This is a genomic window from Kibdelosporangium philippinense (assembly GCF_021390435.2).
Lineage (GTDB): Bacteria > Actinomycetota > Actinomycetes > Mycobacteriales > Pseudonocardiaceae > Kibdelosporangium > Kibdelosporangium philippinense.
Genome location: NZ_JAJVCN010000001.1, coordinates 3326890 through 3343819 on the forward strand (window position 1 = coordinate 3326890; position 16930 = coordinate 3343819).

Consider the following 16930-nt stretch of genomic DNA (forward strand, 5'->3'; position numbering starts at 1 on the left):
CCGGCGTGGTTCTTTGTCAATATCTGGAGCCATGGCGGACGAGCGGCTGTACTTCCAGCTCCAGCGAGCGGCACACCACCTGCGCGTCGCGGCTGACCGGCGATGCATGGGAGCAGCCGGAATCACCACGGCCCAACTGGGCGCACTGTTCGCCGTCCAGCAACAACCAGGCGTGACCCAGCAGGAACTGGCGCACACCCTCGGACAACGCGAGTCCGCGATCACCTCGATGGTCACGCGACTCGTGGACGCGGGCCTGATCAGCAAGAGGACTCATCCCCGCCAATACCGTGCGATCGCCTTGGAGCTCACCGCGTCCGGCAAACGAGCGCTTGACCGAGTCCGCCCGGCGATGGACGAGTTCAACGAGCAGATGCGCGCAGCCATCGGCGCCGACAAGTTCACCGAGACAGCGGAAGCATTGGCCCGATTGGACCAATGGTTCGAGGCCACCTAAAGCCGTGTCCACCGTTGCGACACACTGAAACACACGCTCCGACACCATGAGTTGCACGTTCCGGCACAGCGAGATCGCTGGGCGGTCGGCGCTACATCGAGGAGCGGCGAGCCAGGGAATGCCCGCTGCCGGTCAAGGGCATCGGTATGCCGGAGTGGTGAACATGGTGTGCTGGAACGGTCGACACGATGTGCCGCAACGGTCGACACGGTATGCCGGAGTGGTGGACACGATGTGCCGGAGTGGTGGACACGGTGTGTCGGAACGGTGGACACGGTGTGCTGGAACGGTCATCTTGGGGTGTTGGAATGGTGGACACGCCGGGTTTTTGCCCATATTCGGGGTCTGTTGCCTTTGATTCACGCTCAGTAAGGTCGGAGGTATGAAACTCTGGCGACTCGGTCTTGCCCTGGCTGTCGGTCTCTCCATCGCCGCGGCGGCCCCCGCGCAGGCTGAATCGAACGGCGGCGTGCGCGTCATGCCGCTTGGCGACTCGATCACTGACGGCTGGAACGTCCAAGGTGGATATCGGGTCGGTTTATGGCAACGCGCCACCGGCCGGTACACAGTGGACTTCGTCGGGTCCGGCTTCAACGGCCCCGCCAGCCTTGGCGACCACGATCACGAAGGCCATCCTGGCTGGCGGATCGACGAACTGGACAACAACATCGTGTCGTGGATCCGCTCGGCCAATCCACGGACCGTGCTGTTGCACATCGGCACCAACGATGTGAACCAGGACCACGACATGGCCAACGCCCCGGCGAGGCTTGGCGCGTTGATCGACAAGATCCGGGCGAACGCCCCGCTCGCGGAGATCTTCGTCGCCCAGTTGACCCCGGAGGTCAACCCGGCGTGGGAGGCTCGGATCCGGACGTTCAACGCCGCTGTCCCCGGCGTGGTCGCGGCTAAAGGTCCGAGGACTCACCTCGTTGACATGCACACCGGGCTCACTGAGGCGGATCTCGCGGACGGCGTGCACCCCAATGAGGCGGGGTACGACAAGATGGCCGCCCGATGGATCGCCGCGCTGGAGAAGGTGCCAGGCAGCCTGCGCCACATCCTCGAACCGCCGGTCAACGAGGACGCTGTGCTGTCGAACCCGCAGTCGAAGCGGTGCATGGATGTCGCGGGCGGCGGCAACGGGCCAGGTTCGCAGATCATCATCTGGGACTGTCACGGCGGCGCGAACCAGCACTGGGTCCGGACCACCGCCCGTGAACTGCGCGTTTACGGCGACCGCTGCCTTGACGTGAGCAACGGCGCCAAGATCCAGCTCTGCAACGGCTCCCCGGGGCAGCAATTCGTGTTCGCCAGCAACGGGTCCATTGTGAACGCGTCAGGCAAGTGTGTTGACGTCACGCAAAGCGGCACCGAGAACGGCACCCACGTGCAACTCCACCGGTGCAACGGGACAGGCGCGCAGGTCTGGTCCGTGAGGTAGATCCACAAGCGGGCGTCCTATTCGGTCACGACCGGGACGCCCGCGTCCTCAATCCGTTGCCTGACACCCAAATCCACATCCTCGGCGGTGATCAGCGCGGCCACATCGGTCAGCGGGCAGATCCGGGCGAACGCCGCCGCGCCCACCTCGGGAGTGTCGAAAACCGCGAGAGTGCGGGCCGCGGATTCCATAAAGGACCGTGCGGTCTGCGCGACCTGGACGTCCTCAGTGGTCAGCCCGGCTGCCAGACTCACGCCGTCACCACCGATAATCGCCAGGTCAAGGTACACATCGCGCAGCACTGAGCCGGTCAGCACCGACGCCCCCACGCTTGTGACACCGCCAGGCACCATCACGCGCACACCAGGCCGCAAAGACGCCTCGTAAGCCGCTTCCAGTTCGTTGGTGACCACAGTCAACGACGAGCGGTCAGCAAGGCTACGCACGATCAACACCGACAAAGACCCTGCGGCAAGGGCAATCCGAGCGCCATCGGGCACCTGCGCGGCGGCGAGCTCGGCAATCCGGAACCGCTCAGCCTGCCGTTCGGCCACCAAAGAGACGCTTGCGGGCAACGCCGAGCGGGCGACTGCGCCGCCGTGGGTCCGGGAAAGCCACTTCTGCGCTTCGAGGAACGACAGATCTCTGCGCACCGACGCTTCGGAGACGCCCAGCCCGCGCGACAGCGCGGTCACGGCCACGCTGCCGTCCTTGGCCAGGCGCTCCATGATCGCATTCAACCGATCAGATCGACGCACTCCAGAAGCATACGAACCGCTGACGAAAGGTCAATCGAGCAATAACGCGCAAGATATCTGCGCGGTTCTGCTTGTCTCGTCTTCATCGACGGTGTTACGTTGCGGACTTCCTCCAGCGGAAGCTGAACGGAGCGCGCCCATGTCGGTCGGTCAGGCTCTCTTACTCGCGTTCATCGCGGGCTTCGCCTACTTCAGCCGCCGGTTCATGGGCGATTTGTTCCTCGAACGGGCCATCGTCCTCGGCCCGGTGACCGGTCTGATCCTCGGCGACCTGCCGACCGGCCTGATCGTGGGCGCCTCGCTCGAACTGATCTTCATCGGCGCGGCCGACATCGGCGGATCGGTCCCGCCGAACCTGGCCATCGGCAGCATCATCGGCACCGCGCTGGCCATCGACAGCGGACTGGATCCCGGTCAGGCCTTGCTGATCGCGGTGCCCGCGGCGCTGCTCGGCTCGTTCGGAGAACTGCTGGCCAAGGCGGTCAGCTCGGTCTTCGTCACTGGCGCGGAGAGATACGCCGACCGAGGCAGTACGCGCGGCATCACCGCGATGCTGCATCTCGGCAACCTGGTGCACTTTCTGTGTATCGCGGTGCCCACGTACCTCGGGCTCGTGCTTGGAAACGACGTTGTACGCGGTCTTGCCGACAGCATCCGTGGCCCTGTCGGCGATGGCCTCGCGGTCGCCGGGGCGGTGCTGCCCGCGCTCGGTTTCGCGCTGCTGATGAACACCCTGGTCACGACGTCCCTGCTGCCGTTCTTCTTCATCGGCTTCCTGCTGGCCGCGTACACCGGGTTCGGCGTGCTTGGGGTGGCACTGCTCGGCGCCATGGTCGCAGCGCTATGGATCTCTCATAAGGGCGGAATCCGCCTGGTCCGGTCGGATTCCGATGACGAAACCGGCGCTCTGGTGTCCAAAAGAGACCAGCGCAGGCTGTTCTGGCGGTCGTTCGCCGTGCAGTCGGCGTTCAGTTTCGACCGGATGCAGGCGATCGGCTTCACCTGGGGCATGATGCCGCTGCTCAAGCGGATCTACCCGGAACGCCAAGACCTCAGTGCGGCCCTCAAACGGCACCTGACCTTCTTCAACACACACCCGTGGCTGCCCGGACCGATCTACGCCCTGGTGGCCGACCTGGAAACCCGGCACGCGACGAAACCTGCGAAACCGAAGACCGACAAGGAAGTCAATGGCGCCGCGGTCGCCGACGGCATCGGCGCCTCGGACGTCAGCGTGCAGACCATCCAAGGCGTCAAAGGCTCTTTGATGGGACCGCTGGCCGGTGTCGGCGACTCGGCGTTCCACGGCACACTCCGGCCGATCTTCTCGGGCATCGGCGCGTCCCTCGGGATGCAGGCCAACCTGCTGGCGCCGTTGATCTTCCTTGTGCCGGTCAACATCGTGCACGTCGTCGTGCGCTGGCTGACGCTGAAAGCCGGATTCCGGCTCGGCAGCAGGCTCTTCGAACGAATCGACCAAAGCGCGCTGCGCAGGTTGATGGAAGGCGCGTCGATCACCGGTCTCATGGGTGTCGGGGCGCTCGTGGGCACGTGGTTGGTGGTCAACGTGCCGTTGTCGTACATCGAGGGCAAGGCCACTATCAAGCTGCAGGAAATGCTCGACCACATCATGCCCAAGCTGGTTCCGTTGCTGATCACGTTGCTGGTGTTCTGGCTCGTGCGGCGCGGCGCCAACGCGGTGCTGATCCTCATCGGGCTCGCCGTCGGCGGGTTCGCACTCGGAGCGTTGGGGGTTCTTGGTGTCCCGTCCTCATGACGAGGTCGCGATCGTGGTGTCCGGCCACGGCGACTTCGCCCTCGGCCTGGCCAGTGCGGTCGAAGTGATCATTGGTCCGCAGCACGACTTCGCCGCGATCTCGCTGCCGGCCGAGGAGTCGCCGAGCGACTTCCTTGCCCGATTACGCGAAGCGATCGAGGACATCGACACTGGCGCCGGAGTCGTCGTCCTCGTGGATCTGCCCGGCGCGACGCCGTTTTCCACCGCTGCCCGGATCTCCCACGAGCGCGCGGGCGTCGAAGTGATCGGCGGGGTGAACCTGCCGATGGTGCTCGAGGCGTTGGTGCGCAGGCAAGGCAGGCAGCTCGACGAGCTCGTGAAGATCATGATCGAGGCCGGGCCCGCTGGCATCATCCGCTGGCGCCCGCCATCCGAGGAGACATGAGTGCCGATCGAACTGGTCCGCGTCGATCACCGGCTCGTGCACGGCCAAGTGACCATGGGGTGGTCACGGGCCGTCGGCGCGGACGTCCTGCTCGTCGTCAGCGACCGCGTGGCCGCGAGCCCTTTCGACATCAGCTTGATGGAAATGGCCGTGCCGACAGGCGCCCGGCTGGTGGTGTGGAGCGTCGAGCAAGCCAGCCAAGCAGCTTCGGATGGCACGTGGCCGGACGGCAAAGTCCTGATGCTCGTGGCCAACCCGGTCGATCTGGCACGCGTGGTAGCGGCCGGGTTGGAGCTCAGCGAGGTCAACATCGGCGGCGTACGTTCGGAAGGCGCGCGGCACAAGCTGACCAAAGAGGTACACGCGACCGACGAGGAGATCCTGGCCTGGAAAACTCTCGCTGACCACGGCATCCGGTTGTCCGTGCAGTGGCTGCCCGCGCAGAAACGCAAGCTGTTGAACGACGAGATCGCCAAACGATGACCGAATACCAGATGTGGGGAGGCATTCTGGCCATCCCCGACGCCTTGCGCCACTCCCCCATCGGTCTTGGGATCGCTGCGGAAGCTGTCGCGTCACGGCAGTCCATAGACCTGATCGGTTGCGGTACATCACATTTCGCCGCCATCGCCATCGCCCACGCGTTTCAGAACTTCGCGGGAATCACGGCCCGCGTGCACAATGCTTTCGAGTACGCGGCCTACCCGCCACCGCATCCCGACACGTTGATCGCCTTGTCGCACACCGGTACCACAGCTGACGTCATGGCCGCCGTGACCAGCCACACTGGACTGTCGGTCGCGTTGACCGACGCACCGATGTCACCACTCGCGCAGGCGTGTGACCACGTGCTGGTCGGCCCCGGTGGCCTCGAACCGCCGTTGACCAAGACCCGGAGTTACGCGACCACGTTGGCGCGCGGGTACGCGCTCGCGCTGGCCGTGGCCAGGTTGCTCGGCCGTCCAGTCCCTGCGATGGAGAAAACTCTCGCTCAGGCTGGTGACCTGGCTGCCTTCACGCTGGCCACGAACTCGGCGGACGCGACCGCACTGGCATCGAGGTTCGCGTCGGCAAGCAGAATTGTCGTGGTCGGCGGCGGCCCGGAGCTGGCGACGGCTCGTGAAGGCGCGTTGAAGGTGACCGAAGCGGCGGCCATGCATTCGGAGGCGTGGCAAGTCGAAGAGGCAGCACATGGCACGTGGGCGAGCACCGAACCCGGCGAACTGGTCATCGTTCTCGCGCCACACGGTCGTTCCGAGGCCCACGCGCACCGCATCGCCGAAGGAATGCGGCTTGTGGGAGCCGAGGTGTGGTTGCTGCGCGACTCGCTGCCCGACGTCGACGAGATGCTGATGCCGCTGTTCAGCGTGCTTCCCCTGTACGTCTTCGCCTACCGGCTGGCGTTGGCACGCGGGCTGAACCCGGACATCATGCGTACCAACGAGTCAAAGCACCGTGCGGCGCGGGAAATCATGCGCCGCTCAGTCACCGCTTGATGACCACGGTGTCGTCGGTGCGCGGCAGAATGACCGTATCGGCTGATTCCGGTGCGGGACGCGGTTTCCGGCCGAACTTCGTCACCAGGATGGTCATCGTCAGGCCGACGATTCCGCCGCAGATCACGTCCGACGGCCAGTGCACGCCGACGTACACCCGTGAGATCGCGACCAGAAGCGCCGGGGCGAACAGGATCCAGCCCCACTTGCGGGAGATCAGGAAGCCGATGACGAACGCGAAAGTGAGTGCGGCGGTCGCGTGATTGCTCGGGAACGACACGCCCGGGTCGTGCTGGACCAGTTGGTTGACTTGCCGTGTCTGGAACGGCCGCTCGTGAAACGCCAGGACCCGCAGCATTCGGTTCACCACGAACGACGCGACCAGCGCGACTGCGGCCTGTCCGACGAGCCAGAGGTTCGATTTCCGGTCCCGATGCCGCATGTGGACCAAGGCGACGGCCAGCGCGGCCGCGCCGAGGATGTAGATCAGCGGTCCCGCTGCGAAGAGCATCACCGCGTCCAGTACGGCGTTCTGCCCGGCCAGTCCGTTGATCACATCGAACAACACACAACCCCCTGAAGATGAACGGCAGATGAATAATGATCATGGTATCGAGCCGTGTCGACGCGAGGACGAGGCATCTGAGCTGCCGTATCCTGACGCGCATGCCAAGCCAGCGGGGCCTGTTGACCGAACGCATCGCCTTGCAGCTTGAGCACGACATCCGCAACGGCGACATCGCGGCAGGCGACAAACTCCCGTCAGAGCGGGAACTCGCGGCACAGTTCGGCGCCAGCCGCAACGTGGTCCGTGAAGTCCTCCGACGCCTCGAAGCGCAACACTTGATCGAGGTCGCGCCTGGCCGCGGCGCGTTCGTCAGCGACCGCTCATCGGCACATGCCCGCAGCTACGACGCGCTCTACCGAGCCGGACGGCCGACCGTGCGGCATCTGATCGAGGCCCGGATCCCAGTCGAGGTCGAAATCGTCGGCCTAGCCGCCAAGCGCGCCTCCGACACGCAGATCGCCACGATGCGCGAAGCGAACGCCCGGATGGAGGCGGCGTCCGACGTCGTCGACAAGGCGCATGCGGACCTCGATTTCCACGACACCATCGCGGCTGCGAGCGGCAACCCGGTGCTGCGGATCATGTTGGCGTCGATCAGCGGCATGATGTTCGAGATGATGCTGCGGTCGCACTCAGATCCGTCGATCGGCGAGCCGGGCGTGCCGCATCACCCGGAGATCATCGAGGCGATCTCGGCGCATGACGTCGAACGGGCCCGCATGTGCATGCGTGAGCACCTGGCTCTTGGGCTACGCACATACGGGCCTTCGCTTGATATGAGTGTGGACCTGATGGCCACCGAACACATTGAACGGCTCCTGCGCCGCTAGCGTCGCTCCCCTCGGTTCACCCACGAGTCGAACGCGACGATCAGCCCAGCGAAGACGACAAGGACCAAGCCGAAGAGCACCACGCCATTGAGCAGTAGGACCAGCGCAAAACTCGCCACCGCCGCCGTCGGCAGCAGGGCATATGGATCGATCGGCCCGAATAACGGGCGCCCGTTGTTGCTCACCAAAGACCTCCTCGCCGTACAGTCTGGCCGAAATGGGCGTCGCGTGCCGATTAACCCGATTGTTTGATCCAACCGGATCGTCCGGCGGGCGGCTCGCGGGCATGGTCGACTACTCCGAACGCTCGCACGCTGGCTACGCCGCTGGCCGCAAGATGTCGCCCGTTTCACTGCGAACCTGGATGGCGGCACCTGCCGTCTTCGGGCCTGTGGCCTGGGTGGACGTGGGTTCGGGCGCGAGACGGATGACTTTGGTGGGCGGCCAGTAGGACGCGGTCCAAGCCTTCGGCATCGGTGATCAGTGACTTCGTCTCAAGGCTGGTCACCACCCCCTTCGACTTGCTATGGTCCGACTGGTCCTACCAGTTGGACCAGTAAGGACGATGATGTCCCTGAGCCGTCGTAACCTGGGAAAACTTGTTCTTGCGGGCGTGGGGGGCGGGCTGTCGCTCGGTTCGTGTGGGAGACCGAGCGCCAGCCCGGCTACCCCGCTGCGCATCATGGCCGTCAACCACGTCTGGCCCCGCGCGATCAACAAGCGGATCGGCGAGTTCGAGCAGCGGATCAGCCGCAGGGTCTCGATGTCCCTTCTCACCGCCGATCAACTGGCGAACAGCTACAACGTCAAACTCAACGCCTCGGCCACCGACATCGACGTGATGATGGTCCGTGCGCTGCAGGAACAATTGTTGTTCGCACGCAACGGGTGGCTGGCCGATCTCACCGGACTGGTCAATGATCCGGCCTATCAGTGGGACGATTTTCAGGACGCGCCAAGGCAACGCTCGAACACGGCAGGCAAAGTCCTCAGTGTCCCCGTGGTGACCGAGCGGCCTGCGTTGTACTACCGCAAGGACTTGACTGAGCCACCGGCCACTTTGGACGCACTAAGGACAGTGCGTTCAGGCTCAAGAAAAACGGCTTCTTCGGCTACGTCGGCCGAGGCCAACGAGCGGGCGCGGTCAGCCAGTGGTCAAGTTTCCTCTACTCGTTCGGCGGCGACTTCACTGTGGATGGCAAGTCCGCCATCGCCACACCCAATGCGATCGCCGCGTACGAGTACTACGGCCAACTGCTGGGACGAGCCGGGCCGCCGGGTGCCACAAACATGAGTCTCGAGCAAGCCATGCCGATTTTCGCCCAAGGCAAGGCCGCGTTCTACATCGATGCCGACGCGATCTACACCAGCTTCCTGGACCCCAAGGTTTCCACGGTCAAGGACACCATCGGATACGCGCCCTTCCCGGCAGGACCGGCAGGGTCGAAGCCGTACAACATCCCCTCGTGGAGCCTGGCGATCAGCAAGTTCTCCCTGCTGCAAGACCATGCCTGGGAGTTCATCCGCTGGGCCTCCAGCCCGGACGTGGTCGGACAGATCCAAGCCGACGGTATCCCTGGCGCGAGGCAATCCGCCTGGCAGAACCCGGCGACTGTCAAAGCGTTCCCGCCGGACCTCGCGAGGACCATGCAGACGAGTGCCGCGACCGGGGTCAGTCATGATCGGCCGGATGTGGTGCAGGTTGGGCGCGCCAGGGACATTGTCGGACGCCCGCTTGTGGCCGGAATCTTGGGCAATCCAGTTGCCAATGTCGTACGAGACGCCGATGCCGAGTTCGCCACTTTCCTCGCGCGGGACAACAGTTACCGGGCGGCGGAATGACCCGGTCGTTGAAATGGGCGATGCTCGCACCCTCCCTCGCGTTCATCGGGCTGATGATCATATTTCCGCTCGTGTTCACGGTGAACCTGAGCTTCACCAACGCCTTCGGGGCAGTGAACGCGGACGAGCGTTATGTCGGACTCCTCAACTTCATCGACGCCATTGAGGACATTCGCAGGTTCTGGCCCGCGGTCGAACGGACGATCTACTTCACGGTCGTGGCCGTGGTGATCGAGACCATCTTCGGGCTCGCGCTGGCCATGCTCATGCGCAAGGCGTTCCGTGGCAACAGGATTGTCCGCACTGTGCTCGTGATTCCGTTGCTGGCGACGCCGGTCGCCGTCGGCATCCTGTGGCTGCTGATTCTCGATCCGACCAACGGCATCGCCAACCACCTGCTGAGCGCTGCCGGTCTGCCGAGGCTGGAGTTTCTCGGGTCGGCCAGCCAGTCGTTGCCGACGTTGATGGGCATCGACATCTGGCAGTGGACGCCGATGATGACTCTGCTGACACTCGCTGGATTGTCCACATTGCCCAGTGAGCCGGAAGAGGCGGCTCAAGTGGACGGTGCCAACGCGTGGCAGCGGTTGCGGCACGTGGTCCTGCCGCTGCTGTGGCCGACGTTGGTCGCCGCGATCGTGCTGCGCAGTGTCGACGCGCTCAAGACGTTCGACATCATCTATGCCACCAAAGGCCCGGGTGGCGGGTCGGATTTCGAGGCGGAAACCCTGAACATCTACGCATACGGCCTGACGTTCGACTACCAGGAATACGGCTTCGCCGCAGCCGTTCTGGTGTTGTTCACGCTGGTGATCGTGGGGGTCGTGGTGATACTGCGGCGGGGTGGCAGCAGGGAGGCGAAATGAGGATTCTCCGGCTGACCGCCATCACTCTTGTCACTCTTTTCTTCTCTCTGCCCATCCTCTGGTTGTTCGCCGCCGCCTTCAAGACCAATATCCAAGTGACCGATCCGAGCGTCGGCCTGTTCTTCGACCCCACCCTCGCCAACTTCCAGGCGATCTTCAAGGACGGCGAGATCCTCAGATCCCTGCTCAACTCGGTGATCGTCGGCGTCGTGTCGACCGCACTCGCCGCGCCAGGAACGGCGACCGCGTGTCTGCTGGCCTTTGTGTCCAGTTGGAACAACTTCATGTTCGCGTTGATCTTTTCCAATGAGGACACCAAGACCGCGCCGGTCGCCTTGTTCAACTTCATTTCCTACGCGAGCACGGACTGGGGCGGGTTGATGGCCGCGGCGACGTTGATGACGTTGCCGGTCGTGCTCGCCGCAATCCTCGGCCAGAAGTACATCGTCTCCGGTCTAACGAAAGGGATATCTTGAAGATCGTCGCCGCGACCGTGGTCGTGACAAGTCCCGGTCGCAACTTCGTCACCCTCAAGATCGAGACGGACGAGGGCGTGACCGGCCTTGGCGACGCCACCTTGAACGGGCGCGAACTGGCCGTGGCCAGCTACCTCACCGACCACGTGGTGCCACTGCTGATCGGCACGGATCCACACAGGATCGAGGACACCTGGCAGTCGCTCTATCGAGGCGCGTACTGGCGACGCGGACCAGTCACGATGGCGGCGATCGCCGCGGTTGACGTCGCACTCTGGGATATCAAAGCGAAAGCGGCCGGGTTGCCGCTGTACCAGTTGCTAGGCGGACAAAGCCGCGAACGCGTCCGGACGTACGGTCACGCACACGGAAGCGACATCCCCGAGCTGTTCGATTCGGTGCGCGCGATGCTGGCTCAGGGATACAAGTCCATCAGGATCCAAACTGGAATCCCCGGCCTGCGGAAGGTGTACGGCGTAAGGTCCACATTGGACCAGGCGGATCTGCCTGTGGTCGAGGACTGGGACACCGGCGCCTATCTGCGGCACGTGCCCAGGGTGTTCGAAGCAGTGCGCACCGAGTTCGGCCCGGAACTGCCGTTGCTGCACGACGTCCACCATCGCCTGACGCCAATCCAGGCCGCGCGCCTAGGCAAAGACCTTGAACCCTACGACCTGTACTGGCTGGAAGACTGCACTCCGGCGGAGAACCAAGACGGGCTGCGCCTGGTCCGCAAGCACACCACAACCCCGCTGGCGATCGGCGAGGTCTTCAACACCGTGTTCGACTACCAGACCCTGGTACAGGAACAGCTGATCGACTACGTCCGGTCCTCGGTCACGCATTTCGGCGGTGTCACACCGCTCCGCAAGCTTTTCGACTTCGCCGCGATCCACCAGATCAAGAGCGCCATCCACGGCCCAGAGGACATCTCCCCCGTCGGCATGGCCGCCGGAATCCACCTGGACCTGGCGATCCACAACTTCGGAATCCAGGAGTACGCCGGATACACCGAGCAGACCGACGAGGTTTTCCCGCACGCGTTCACCTTCAGCGACGGCTACCTACACCCGGGCGAGACGCCCGGAATCGGTGTCGAGCTGAACGAGGAACTGGCCGCCGCGCACCCGTACGCACAGGCATATCTGCCGGTGAATCGGCTGCACGACGGCACAGTTCACGACTGGTGATCAGTCGATCGGGAAAATCGACGCGCTCCCCGCGGCAGCCGCGCCCTCGCCGGACACGTCGGTGCGCGGCTGCCGATGCCCCACAGTGGATGGTGCATCCAGGACGAAGTCGAGCGAACTCGTGACCTGGTGTCCAACCGCGACTCGATCGGCAGCGGCCCGGTAGCGCGGCGAGATCACAATCACGGTCACGTACTGCGGTGACACGTCGGTCAGCGAGAACGTGTACGTCCCATTGTCCTTGATCCGCGTGATGCCGAGCTGCTTGCCCGCGTGGTCGGTCACGGTCACCGTGCCATCGGTAACCGGCCATCCGTTGCGGTCACGCACCTCGCCCATCAACACGCGTGCCTCGTGATGCCCTGGCTGTGGGTCCAATTTGGACAGCTCGGCATCGAGGTCTTCAGCCTCTGCGTCAGCCGTCTTGCGGTTGCGCCAACCCGCGAACACCAGCAAGCCGACGCCCAGCAAGAACCAGGCGAACAGGCCAAGCAGCGGACCCACGACGCCTTTGCCGTCGAAGTACAGGATTCCTCGCGCCGCGTCAATCGTCTGTCCAAGAGGCATGATCGGGTGCAGGGCACGGAAGAAGCCAGGAACCATCTCCTTGGGAATGGCGCCACCGCTCGACGGGATGCTCATCAGCACGAACAAACCCATTGCCACGCCCGGGATGTACTGCCGCACAAGAGGCTCGAGGCCGAACGTGACCCACGAGGTCGCCTGAGTCAGCAGGAACAGCACGGGCAACAGCCACAGGTCGAACGGGATGACGTCCAGCGCCAAACCGGTCGCGAAGACCACAATGGACGTCGCCGCTCCAAACCCAGCCAAGGTCAACAGCTTGCGTTTGCCTTGAATGGCCGTGGCCTGCAACAACATCATGACACCGATGTAGCCGACGAGGTTGCACACCATTACGAGATAGAACAAACCGGTTCCGGTGCTGTCCCCTGGCGCGCCAGAAGCCAGGTCGACGACCGTCGGGTTCTGCGAAGCAAAAGTCGCCTGCAAGACCGGCAACAACGGCGCGCCATTCACCTTCGCCACGAACAGCGTGTGCGTGCCAGGGTCGTACGCGCCGACGACATCTCGATCAAGCACGGCTTGCCTCGCGGCCTGCTCGGAGCCAACGGCCGTGATGTCGAAAGCGCCGGGCGCACGCTGCTCAAGTGCCGTGGATAGGGAGCCCGCGGCCTGCTGGCCCACGACGGCGACCGGAACGTGATGCGGCGCGGGCGCGTGGAACGGAACCAGGTAGAAGACCATGAACCCGACCACGAAGAACGCCGGAAACCACAACGCCTGGACCAGGGCCTTTCCCATACCCGGCGTCTTTGTTGCTGCCGCTGGCACCACTTCCGCCATAACGACCTCCTCTGCCGTCCTCCACCGTAGCCCGATCTTGCAGCACTGCAAGTTTGCAGTAGTGTAAGATCGAGCACATGGAGACGATGGGGCTGCGCGAGCGCAAGAAACTCGCCACCAGGCAGGCGCTGCACGAAGCCGCGCTGAAGCTGATGCGCGCCGCGGGCCCCGACGCGGTGACGGTTGAGGAGATCTGCCGGGAGGCAGGCGTCTCCCCAAGGACGTTCTTCAACTACTTCGAGACCAAGGAAGATGCCGTTTTCCTGCCGCGGCAAGGCATGGCCGCGCAGATCATCGAGTCGATCACGTCGTATCGGCGCGACGCGACGATGTTCGAAGCCGCCGCGCAGGCCGTGGGCGATGTGTTCCACACCGCGATGAACTCTGATGTCTGGCAGACCCAGCAGGCCCTGCTCCAGGCGCATCCGCATCTCATGATCACGGGCCTGCGGCTGGGCAAGGACCTGGAACGCGCCGTCGCCGCCGGTATCGCCAAGCGAACGGGACTGCCGGAGACCGATATCCGGGTCCGGACGGTCGCGTCCGCCTCGATCGCGGGCTCCCGGCTCGTGATCGAGAGCCTGCGTGACGACCCCACGGCCGACGTGAACGACCTGTTCGAGCAGGTCTTCACGGCACTCGCGACCCTAGGTGACCGCGACGTCGACCGCTGGCACATTGGCGCAGCTGCTGACTGAGGCCACAGCGGCGCCCAACCGTCTGGCCGCCTCGACGAGCTGGTCTGGCGGCAACGTGAAGGGCACCCGCAACCACCGTTCCAACCCGCCGTGCACGCCGAACCGCGACCCTGGCGCCAGTTGCACGCCATGATTGGCCGCCGACACCGCGATCCGTGTACTCATCGGGTTAGGCAGCCTGCACCACAACGACAGCCCGCCGTCCGGCAGGTTGAACGTCCAATCCGGACAGTGCTCGCCCAGCGCCTGAGCCAGCACGTCCCGCTGATGCCGGAAGTCCTCCCGGCGCCGCGCCAAAGGCTTGTCGGATTCCAGCAGTGACGCCAGCACGAGCTGCTCGAACGCCGGCGCGCCGAGGTCAACGGCGACCCGGGATGACAGCAGCCGGTCCAGCAGGTCGACCGACGCCCGGATCCAGCCCAACCGCAGCCCGCCCCAATGCGACTTCGCGGCCGAACCCATGGTCAGCGACAGGTCACCCGCGAACGCTGCCAGTGGTGGCGGCCCGCCGACCGGATCACCCTGATAGTCCAGTTCCACAAGGGACTCGTCGATCAGGACCGGAGTCCGTGTCCTGGCAAGCAATCCGCCGAGCCGCTCGCGTCCTTCGACGTCCAGCCGCAGCCCGGTCGGGTTCTGGAAGTCCACGACCAGATAGGCGAACCGCGGTGACGCCTGGCGCAGCGCGGCCTCGACCCCGGCGAAATCCCAGCCACTCACCGAATCCAACGCGACCGGAACCGGCAACGCATGCGCGGCACGGACGGCGTCGAGCGCGTTAGGGTACGTCGGCTGCTCGACCAGGACCCGATCACCCGGACCGGCGAGCATCCGCAGGCACAGCACGAAAGCCGAGTACGCACCGCTGGTGATCATGACCTGCTCGGCAGTCGTCGGCAGGCCACGAGCCGTGTAGCGCTCCGCGATCCGCTCACGCAGCAGCGGCAGACCGCCAGTGATGTACCCGTTGCCGCCGATGTACGCGGCCAGCTCGTGCGTCGCCGCGTCGACCGCCGCCGTCATCCCCGGCAGAGCTGGCGGAGCGGCTTTCGCCAGGTCAAACAAGGCGTCGGTGGTCGGCATCGTGGGTTGCTGCCGCCGCGCACCCGTGCCCGCGATCCACGACCCCGCACCTTGGCGGCTCGCGACGATGCCGTCTTCGCGCAGCTTGTCGAGGGCCGCACCGATCAGCGTCCGGCTCACCCCGAGCGACGCCGCCAACTCGCGTTCGGCAGGCAGCCGCGTCCCGATCGGCAACTGGCCGTCGCGGACGTAGAGCTCGATCGCCCCAGCGAGGTTGATCGAGCCTTGCCGGGCGCCCCGACGACGCCACTCGCCCAACAAGACAGCCAATCGCTCGCCCGAAATGCGGCTCCCGAGGGGGATGATGGCGGTCATAAGGCCAATTATCGCGTATTGGCTCTGGAATGCCAGACCAGTTGTGCCAGAGACTGCGGAAGTGGCATCAGTCGATTTCAGTCCGCTCAGTCTCCGTCGCGCCCCTGTCCGCCGGTCCGCCCAGCTGCTCATCGGACTCGTGCTCTATGGCGTGAGCACGGCAATCCTGTCCCGCTCCCTGCTCGGGCTGTTTCCGTGGGGCGTGCTGACGGATGGCCTGGTCAAGCGGACCGGGCTGACATTCGGCACGCTCACGGCCATCATCTCCGTGTTCGTCATGCTGCTCTGGATCCCGCTGCGACAACGGCCAGGGATCGGCACGATCGCCAATATCGTCGTCATCTCGATCGCGGTCGACCTGACCCGCGCCATCGTGCCTGACCAGCACATTCTTGGGTGGCAGATCGCGCTGATGATCGGCGGGATCGTCCTCAACGCCATCGCGACCGCGGTCTACGTCGGCCCCCGGCTCGGCCCCGGCCCCCGTGACGGCCTGATGACCGGCCTCGCCGCCCGCACAGGCCGGTCGATTCGCCTCGTGCGCACCGGCATCGAGCTCACGGTGCTCGGCGTGGGGTGGCTGCTCGGTGGCACGGTCGGTATTGGCACTGTCCTTTATGCGCTCGCGGTCGGCCCGCTCATGCACCTACTCCTGCCTTTTGTCACGTGGAAATCGGCGGAGGTGCCGCAACCCGTCTGACACTGTGCAAGAAAATCACAAGCGCGGTCCACGAGACTCACGTCGTTCTTCTACAGCGGGAAAACGGAGGGTCTCGGATGCGCACACGCGCGCTCGCCATCATTACCAGCCTGGTTACCGCAGGTGCTGTGCTAATGCCAGGCACAGCGTCCGCCGAGCCGTGGCCGTCGAACTGCGATTGGGGCATCTCCGGCCTACGCACCACGAGCGCCAAGTGCAAGGCGGGCGGGGGCTACTACCGTGCGGTCGCCAAGTGCACAAGCTCAAGCTATGCCTATGGCAGCTGGGAGCCGGCAGGCACCTATCCCGGGTTCTCACAAGCCACCTGCGGCAACAGCCCGATCGCCGCGAACATCGGACTTTGCCGGGTCCAGCCGTCAGGAAAGAACCCCTGTCCCTGATCGACCTGCGGTGTCCACTGTGTACTCCTACGATCCACCACGGTGATCATTCACGTGGGGAGTCGCTTGTGGACCGTCGGACACTCATCGGTGTCGCTGCGGGATCGGTCGTCGCGGCCACCGTCGTACCAGGGATCGCGTCGGCCGGCACCGACTTCCCGCCGGTACCGGGCATGCTCGGTGACCGGCGGGCGAACGAGTTCTGGTACCGGTTCGACGAAGCGTCGACACAAGGTGCCGCCGACGAGACGGTGG

The 16930-nt window shown here is 64.8% G+C and carries 19 protein-coding genes and 2 pseudogenes; 16 read left to right on the plus strand and 5 right to left on the minus strand.

Annotated elements, in window-relative coordinates; genetic code table 11:
- Positions 1–31 precede the first annotated feature (31 nt).
- Positions 32–457, plus strand: coding sequence for a MarR family winged helix-turn-helix transcriptional regulator (locus LWC34_RS15365; protein WP_233725737.1), 426 nt, complete (start codon positions 32–34; stop codon positions 455–457).
- 382 nt (positions 458–839) lie between these two features.
- Entirely contained in the window at positions 840–1901 is a 1062-nt protein-coding gene (locus LWC34_RS15370; protein ID WP_233725738.1) for a ricin-type beta-trefoil lectin domain protein, read from the plus strand.
- A 17-nt stretch (positions 1902–1918) separates the two neighbouring features.
- Here LWC34_RS15370 and LWC34_RS15375 read toward each other — a convergent pair whose 3' ends face one another.
- Entirely contained in the window at positions 1919–2659 is a 741-nt protein-coding gene (locus LWC34_RS15375; RefSeq protein WP_233725739.1) for a DeoR/GlpR family DNA-binding transcription regulator, read from the minus strand.
- A 139-nt stretch (positions 2660–2798) separates the two neighbouring features.
- Here LWC34_RS15375 and LWC34_RS15380 point away from each other — a divergent pair, with 139 nt between their 5' ends.
- From LWC34_RS15380 to LWC34_RS15395, 4 genes are read left to right on the plus strand one after another with little or no spacing between them, the layout of a single operon-like run.
- Positions 2799–4436, plus strand: a complete 1638-nt coding sequence (locus LWC34_RS15380) for a PTS system mannose/fructose/sorbose family transporter subunit IID (protein ID WP_233725740.1) — start codon at positions 2799–2801, stop codon at positions 4434–4436.
- On the plus strand, positions 4420–4842 hold the full coding sequence (locus LWC34_RS15385; protein WP_233725741.1) for a PTS sugar transporter subunit IIA: 423 nt from the start codon (positions 4420–4422) through the stop codon (positions 4840–4842). The genes LWC34_RS15380 and LWC34_RS15385 overlap by 17 nt, the downstream gene beginning before the upstream one ends.
- Positions 4843–5325 carry a PTS sugar transporter subunit IIB gene (locus tag LWC34_RS15390; RefSeq protein ID WP_233725742.1) on the plus strand — a complete coding sequence of 161 codons (483 nt, stop codon included), beginning with the start codon at positions 4843–4845 and terminating at the stop codon, positions 5323–5325. It begins immediately after the preceding gene.
- Positions 5322–6338 carry an SIS domain-containing protein gene (locus tag LWC34_RS15395; protein ID WP_233725743.1) on the plus strand — a complete coding sequence of 339 codons (1017 nt, stop codon included), beginning with the start codon at positions 5322–5324 and terminating at the stop codon, positions 6336–6338. The genes LWC34_RS15390 and LWC34_RS15395 overlap by 4 nt, the downstream gene beginning before the upstream one ends.
- Here LWC34_RS15395 and LWC34_RS15400 read toward each other — a convergent pair.
- A complete protein-coding gene (locus LWC34_RS15400; protein ID WP_233725744.1) occupies positions 6328–6906 on the minus strand; it encodes a phosphatase PAP2 family protein in 579 nt (192 codons plus the stop codon). The two genes, LWC34_RS15395 and LWC34_RS15400, sit on opposite strands and share 11 nt — an antisense overlap.
- Positions 6907–7004: 98 nt before the next feature.
- Between LWC34_RS15400 and LWC34_RS15405 the strand changes: the two genes are divergently transcribed.
- Complete coding sequence (locus LWC34_RS15405; protein WP_233725745.1) at positions 7005–7736, plus strand: FadR/GntR family transcriptional regulator; 732 nt, start codon at positions 7005–7007, stop codon at positions 7734–7736.
- Here LWC34_RS15405 and LWC34_RS15410 read toward each other — a convergent pair.
- Positions 7733–7921 (minus strand): hypothetical protein, encoded by a 189-nt coding sequence (locus tag LWC34_RS15410; protein WP_233725746.1) that lies wholly within the window; start codon positions 7919–7921, stop codon positions 7733–7735. The genes LWC34_RS15405 and LWC34_RS15410 overlap by 4 nt on opposite strands.
- Positions 7922–7980: 59 nt before the next feature.
- Between LWC34_RS15410 and LWC34_RS15415 the strand changes: the two genes are divergently transcribed.
- The 6 genes and pseudogenes from LWC34_RS15415 (at position 7981) to manD (ending at position 12110) form a co-directional block, all read left to right on the plus strand.
- Positions 7981–8187 (plus strand): hypothetical protein, encoded by a 207-nt coding sequence (locus tag LWC34_RS15415; RefSeq protein ID WP_233725747.1) that lies wholly within the window; start codon positions 7981–7983, stop codon positions 8185–8187.
- A gap of 312 nt (positions 8188–8499) precedes the next feature.
- Positions 8500–8796: pseudogene (locus tag LWC34_RS56900) on the plus strand (extracellular solute-binding protein); the annotation flags it as partial.
- 92 nt (positions 8797–8888) lie between these two features.
- Positions 8889–9578: pseudogene (locus LWC34_RS15420) on the plus strand (extracellular solute-binding protein); the annotation flags it as partial.
- Complete coding sequence (locus LWC34_RS15425) at positions 9575–10444, plus strand: carbohydrate ABC transporter permease (RefSeq protein WP_233725748.1); 870 nt, start codon at positions 9575–9577, stop codon at positions 10442–10444. The pseudogene LWC34_RS15420 and the gene LWC34_RS15425, both read left to right, overlap by 4 nt.
- Entirely contained in the window at positions 10441–10920 is a 480-nt protein-coding gene (locus LWC34_RS15430; protein WP_233725749.1) for an ABC transporter permease family protein, read from the plus strand. The genes LWC34_RS15425 and LWC34_RS15430 overlap by 4 nt, the downstream gene beginning before the upstream one ends.
- Positions 10917–12110, plus strand: a complete 1194-nt coding sequence (gene manD / locus LWC34_RS15435; RefSeq protein WP_233725750.1) for a D-mannonate dehydratase ManD — start codon at positions 10917–10919, stop codon at positions 12108–12110. The genes LWC34_RS15430 and manD overlap by 4 nt, the downstream gene beginning before the upstream one ends.
- Here manD and LWC34_RS15440 read toward each other — a convergent pair whose 3' ends face one another.
- On the minus strand, positions 12111–13478 hold the full coding sequence (locus tag LWC34_RS15440; RefSeq protein WP_233725751.1) for an ABC-2 transporter permease: 1368 nt from the start codon (positions 13476–13478) through the stop codon (positions 12111–12113). It abuts the gene before it with no gap.
- 77 nt (positions 13479–13555) lie between these two features.
- Between LWC34_RS15440 and LWC34_RS15445 the strand changes: the two genes are divergently transcribed.
- Positions 13556–14176, plus strand: coding sequence for a TetR/AcrR family transcriptional regulator (locus LWC34_RS15445; protein ID WP_233725752.1), 621 nt, complete (start codon positions 13556–13558; stop codon positions 14174–14176).
- On the opposite strand, the gene yczR is transcribed toward LWC34_RS15445, so the two are convergent.
- The gene (gene yczR / locus LWC34_RS15450; protein WP_233725753.1) at positions 14126–15574 is read right to left on the minus strand and encodes a MocR-like transcription factor YczR; all 1449 of its coding nucleotides are present in this window, start codon (positions 15572–15574) and stop codon (positions 14126–14128) included. The two genes, LWC34_RS15445 and yczR, sit on opposite strands and share 51 nt — an antisense overlap.
- 61 nt (positions 15575–15635) lie before the next feature.
- Between yczR and yczE the strand changes: the two genes are divergently transcribed.
- Positions 15636–16274, plus strand: coding sequence for a membrane protein YczE (yczE, locus tag LWC34_RS15455; protein ID WP_233725754.1), 639 nt, complete (start codon positions 15636–15638; stop codon positions 16272–16274).
- 77 nt (positions 16275–16351) lie between these two features.
- Positions 16352–16675 (plus strand): hypothetical protein, encoded by a 324-nt coding sequence (locus tag LWC34_RS15460; RefSeq protein ID WP_233725755.1) that lies wholly within the window; start codon positions 16352–16354, stop codon positions 16673–16675.
- The last annotated feature ends 255 nt before the right edge of the window (positions 16676–16930 follow it).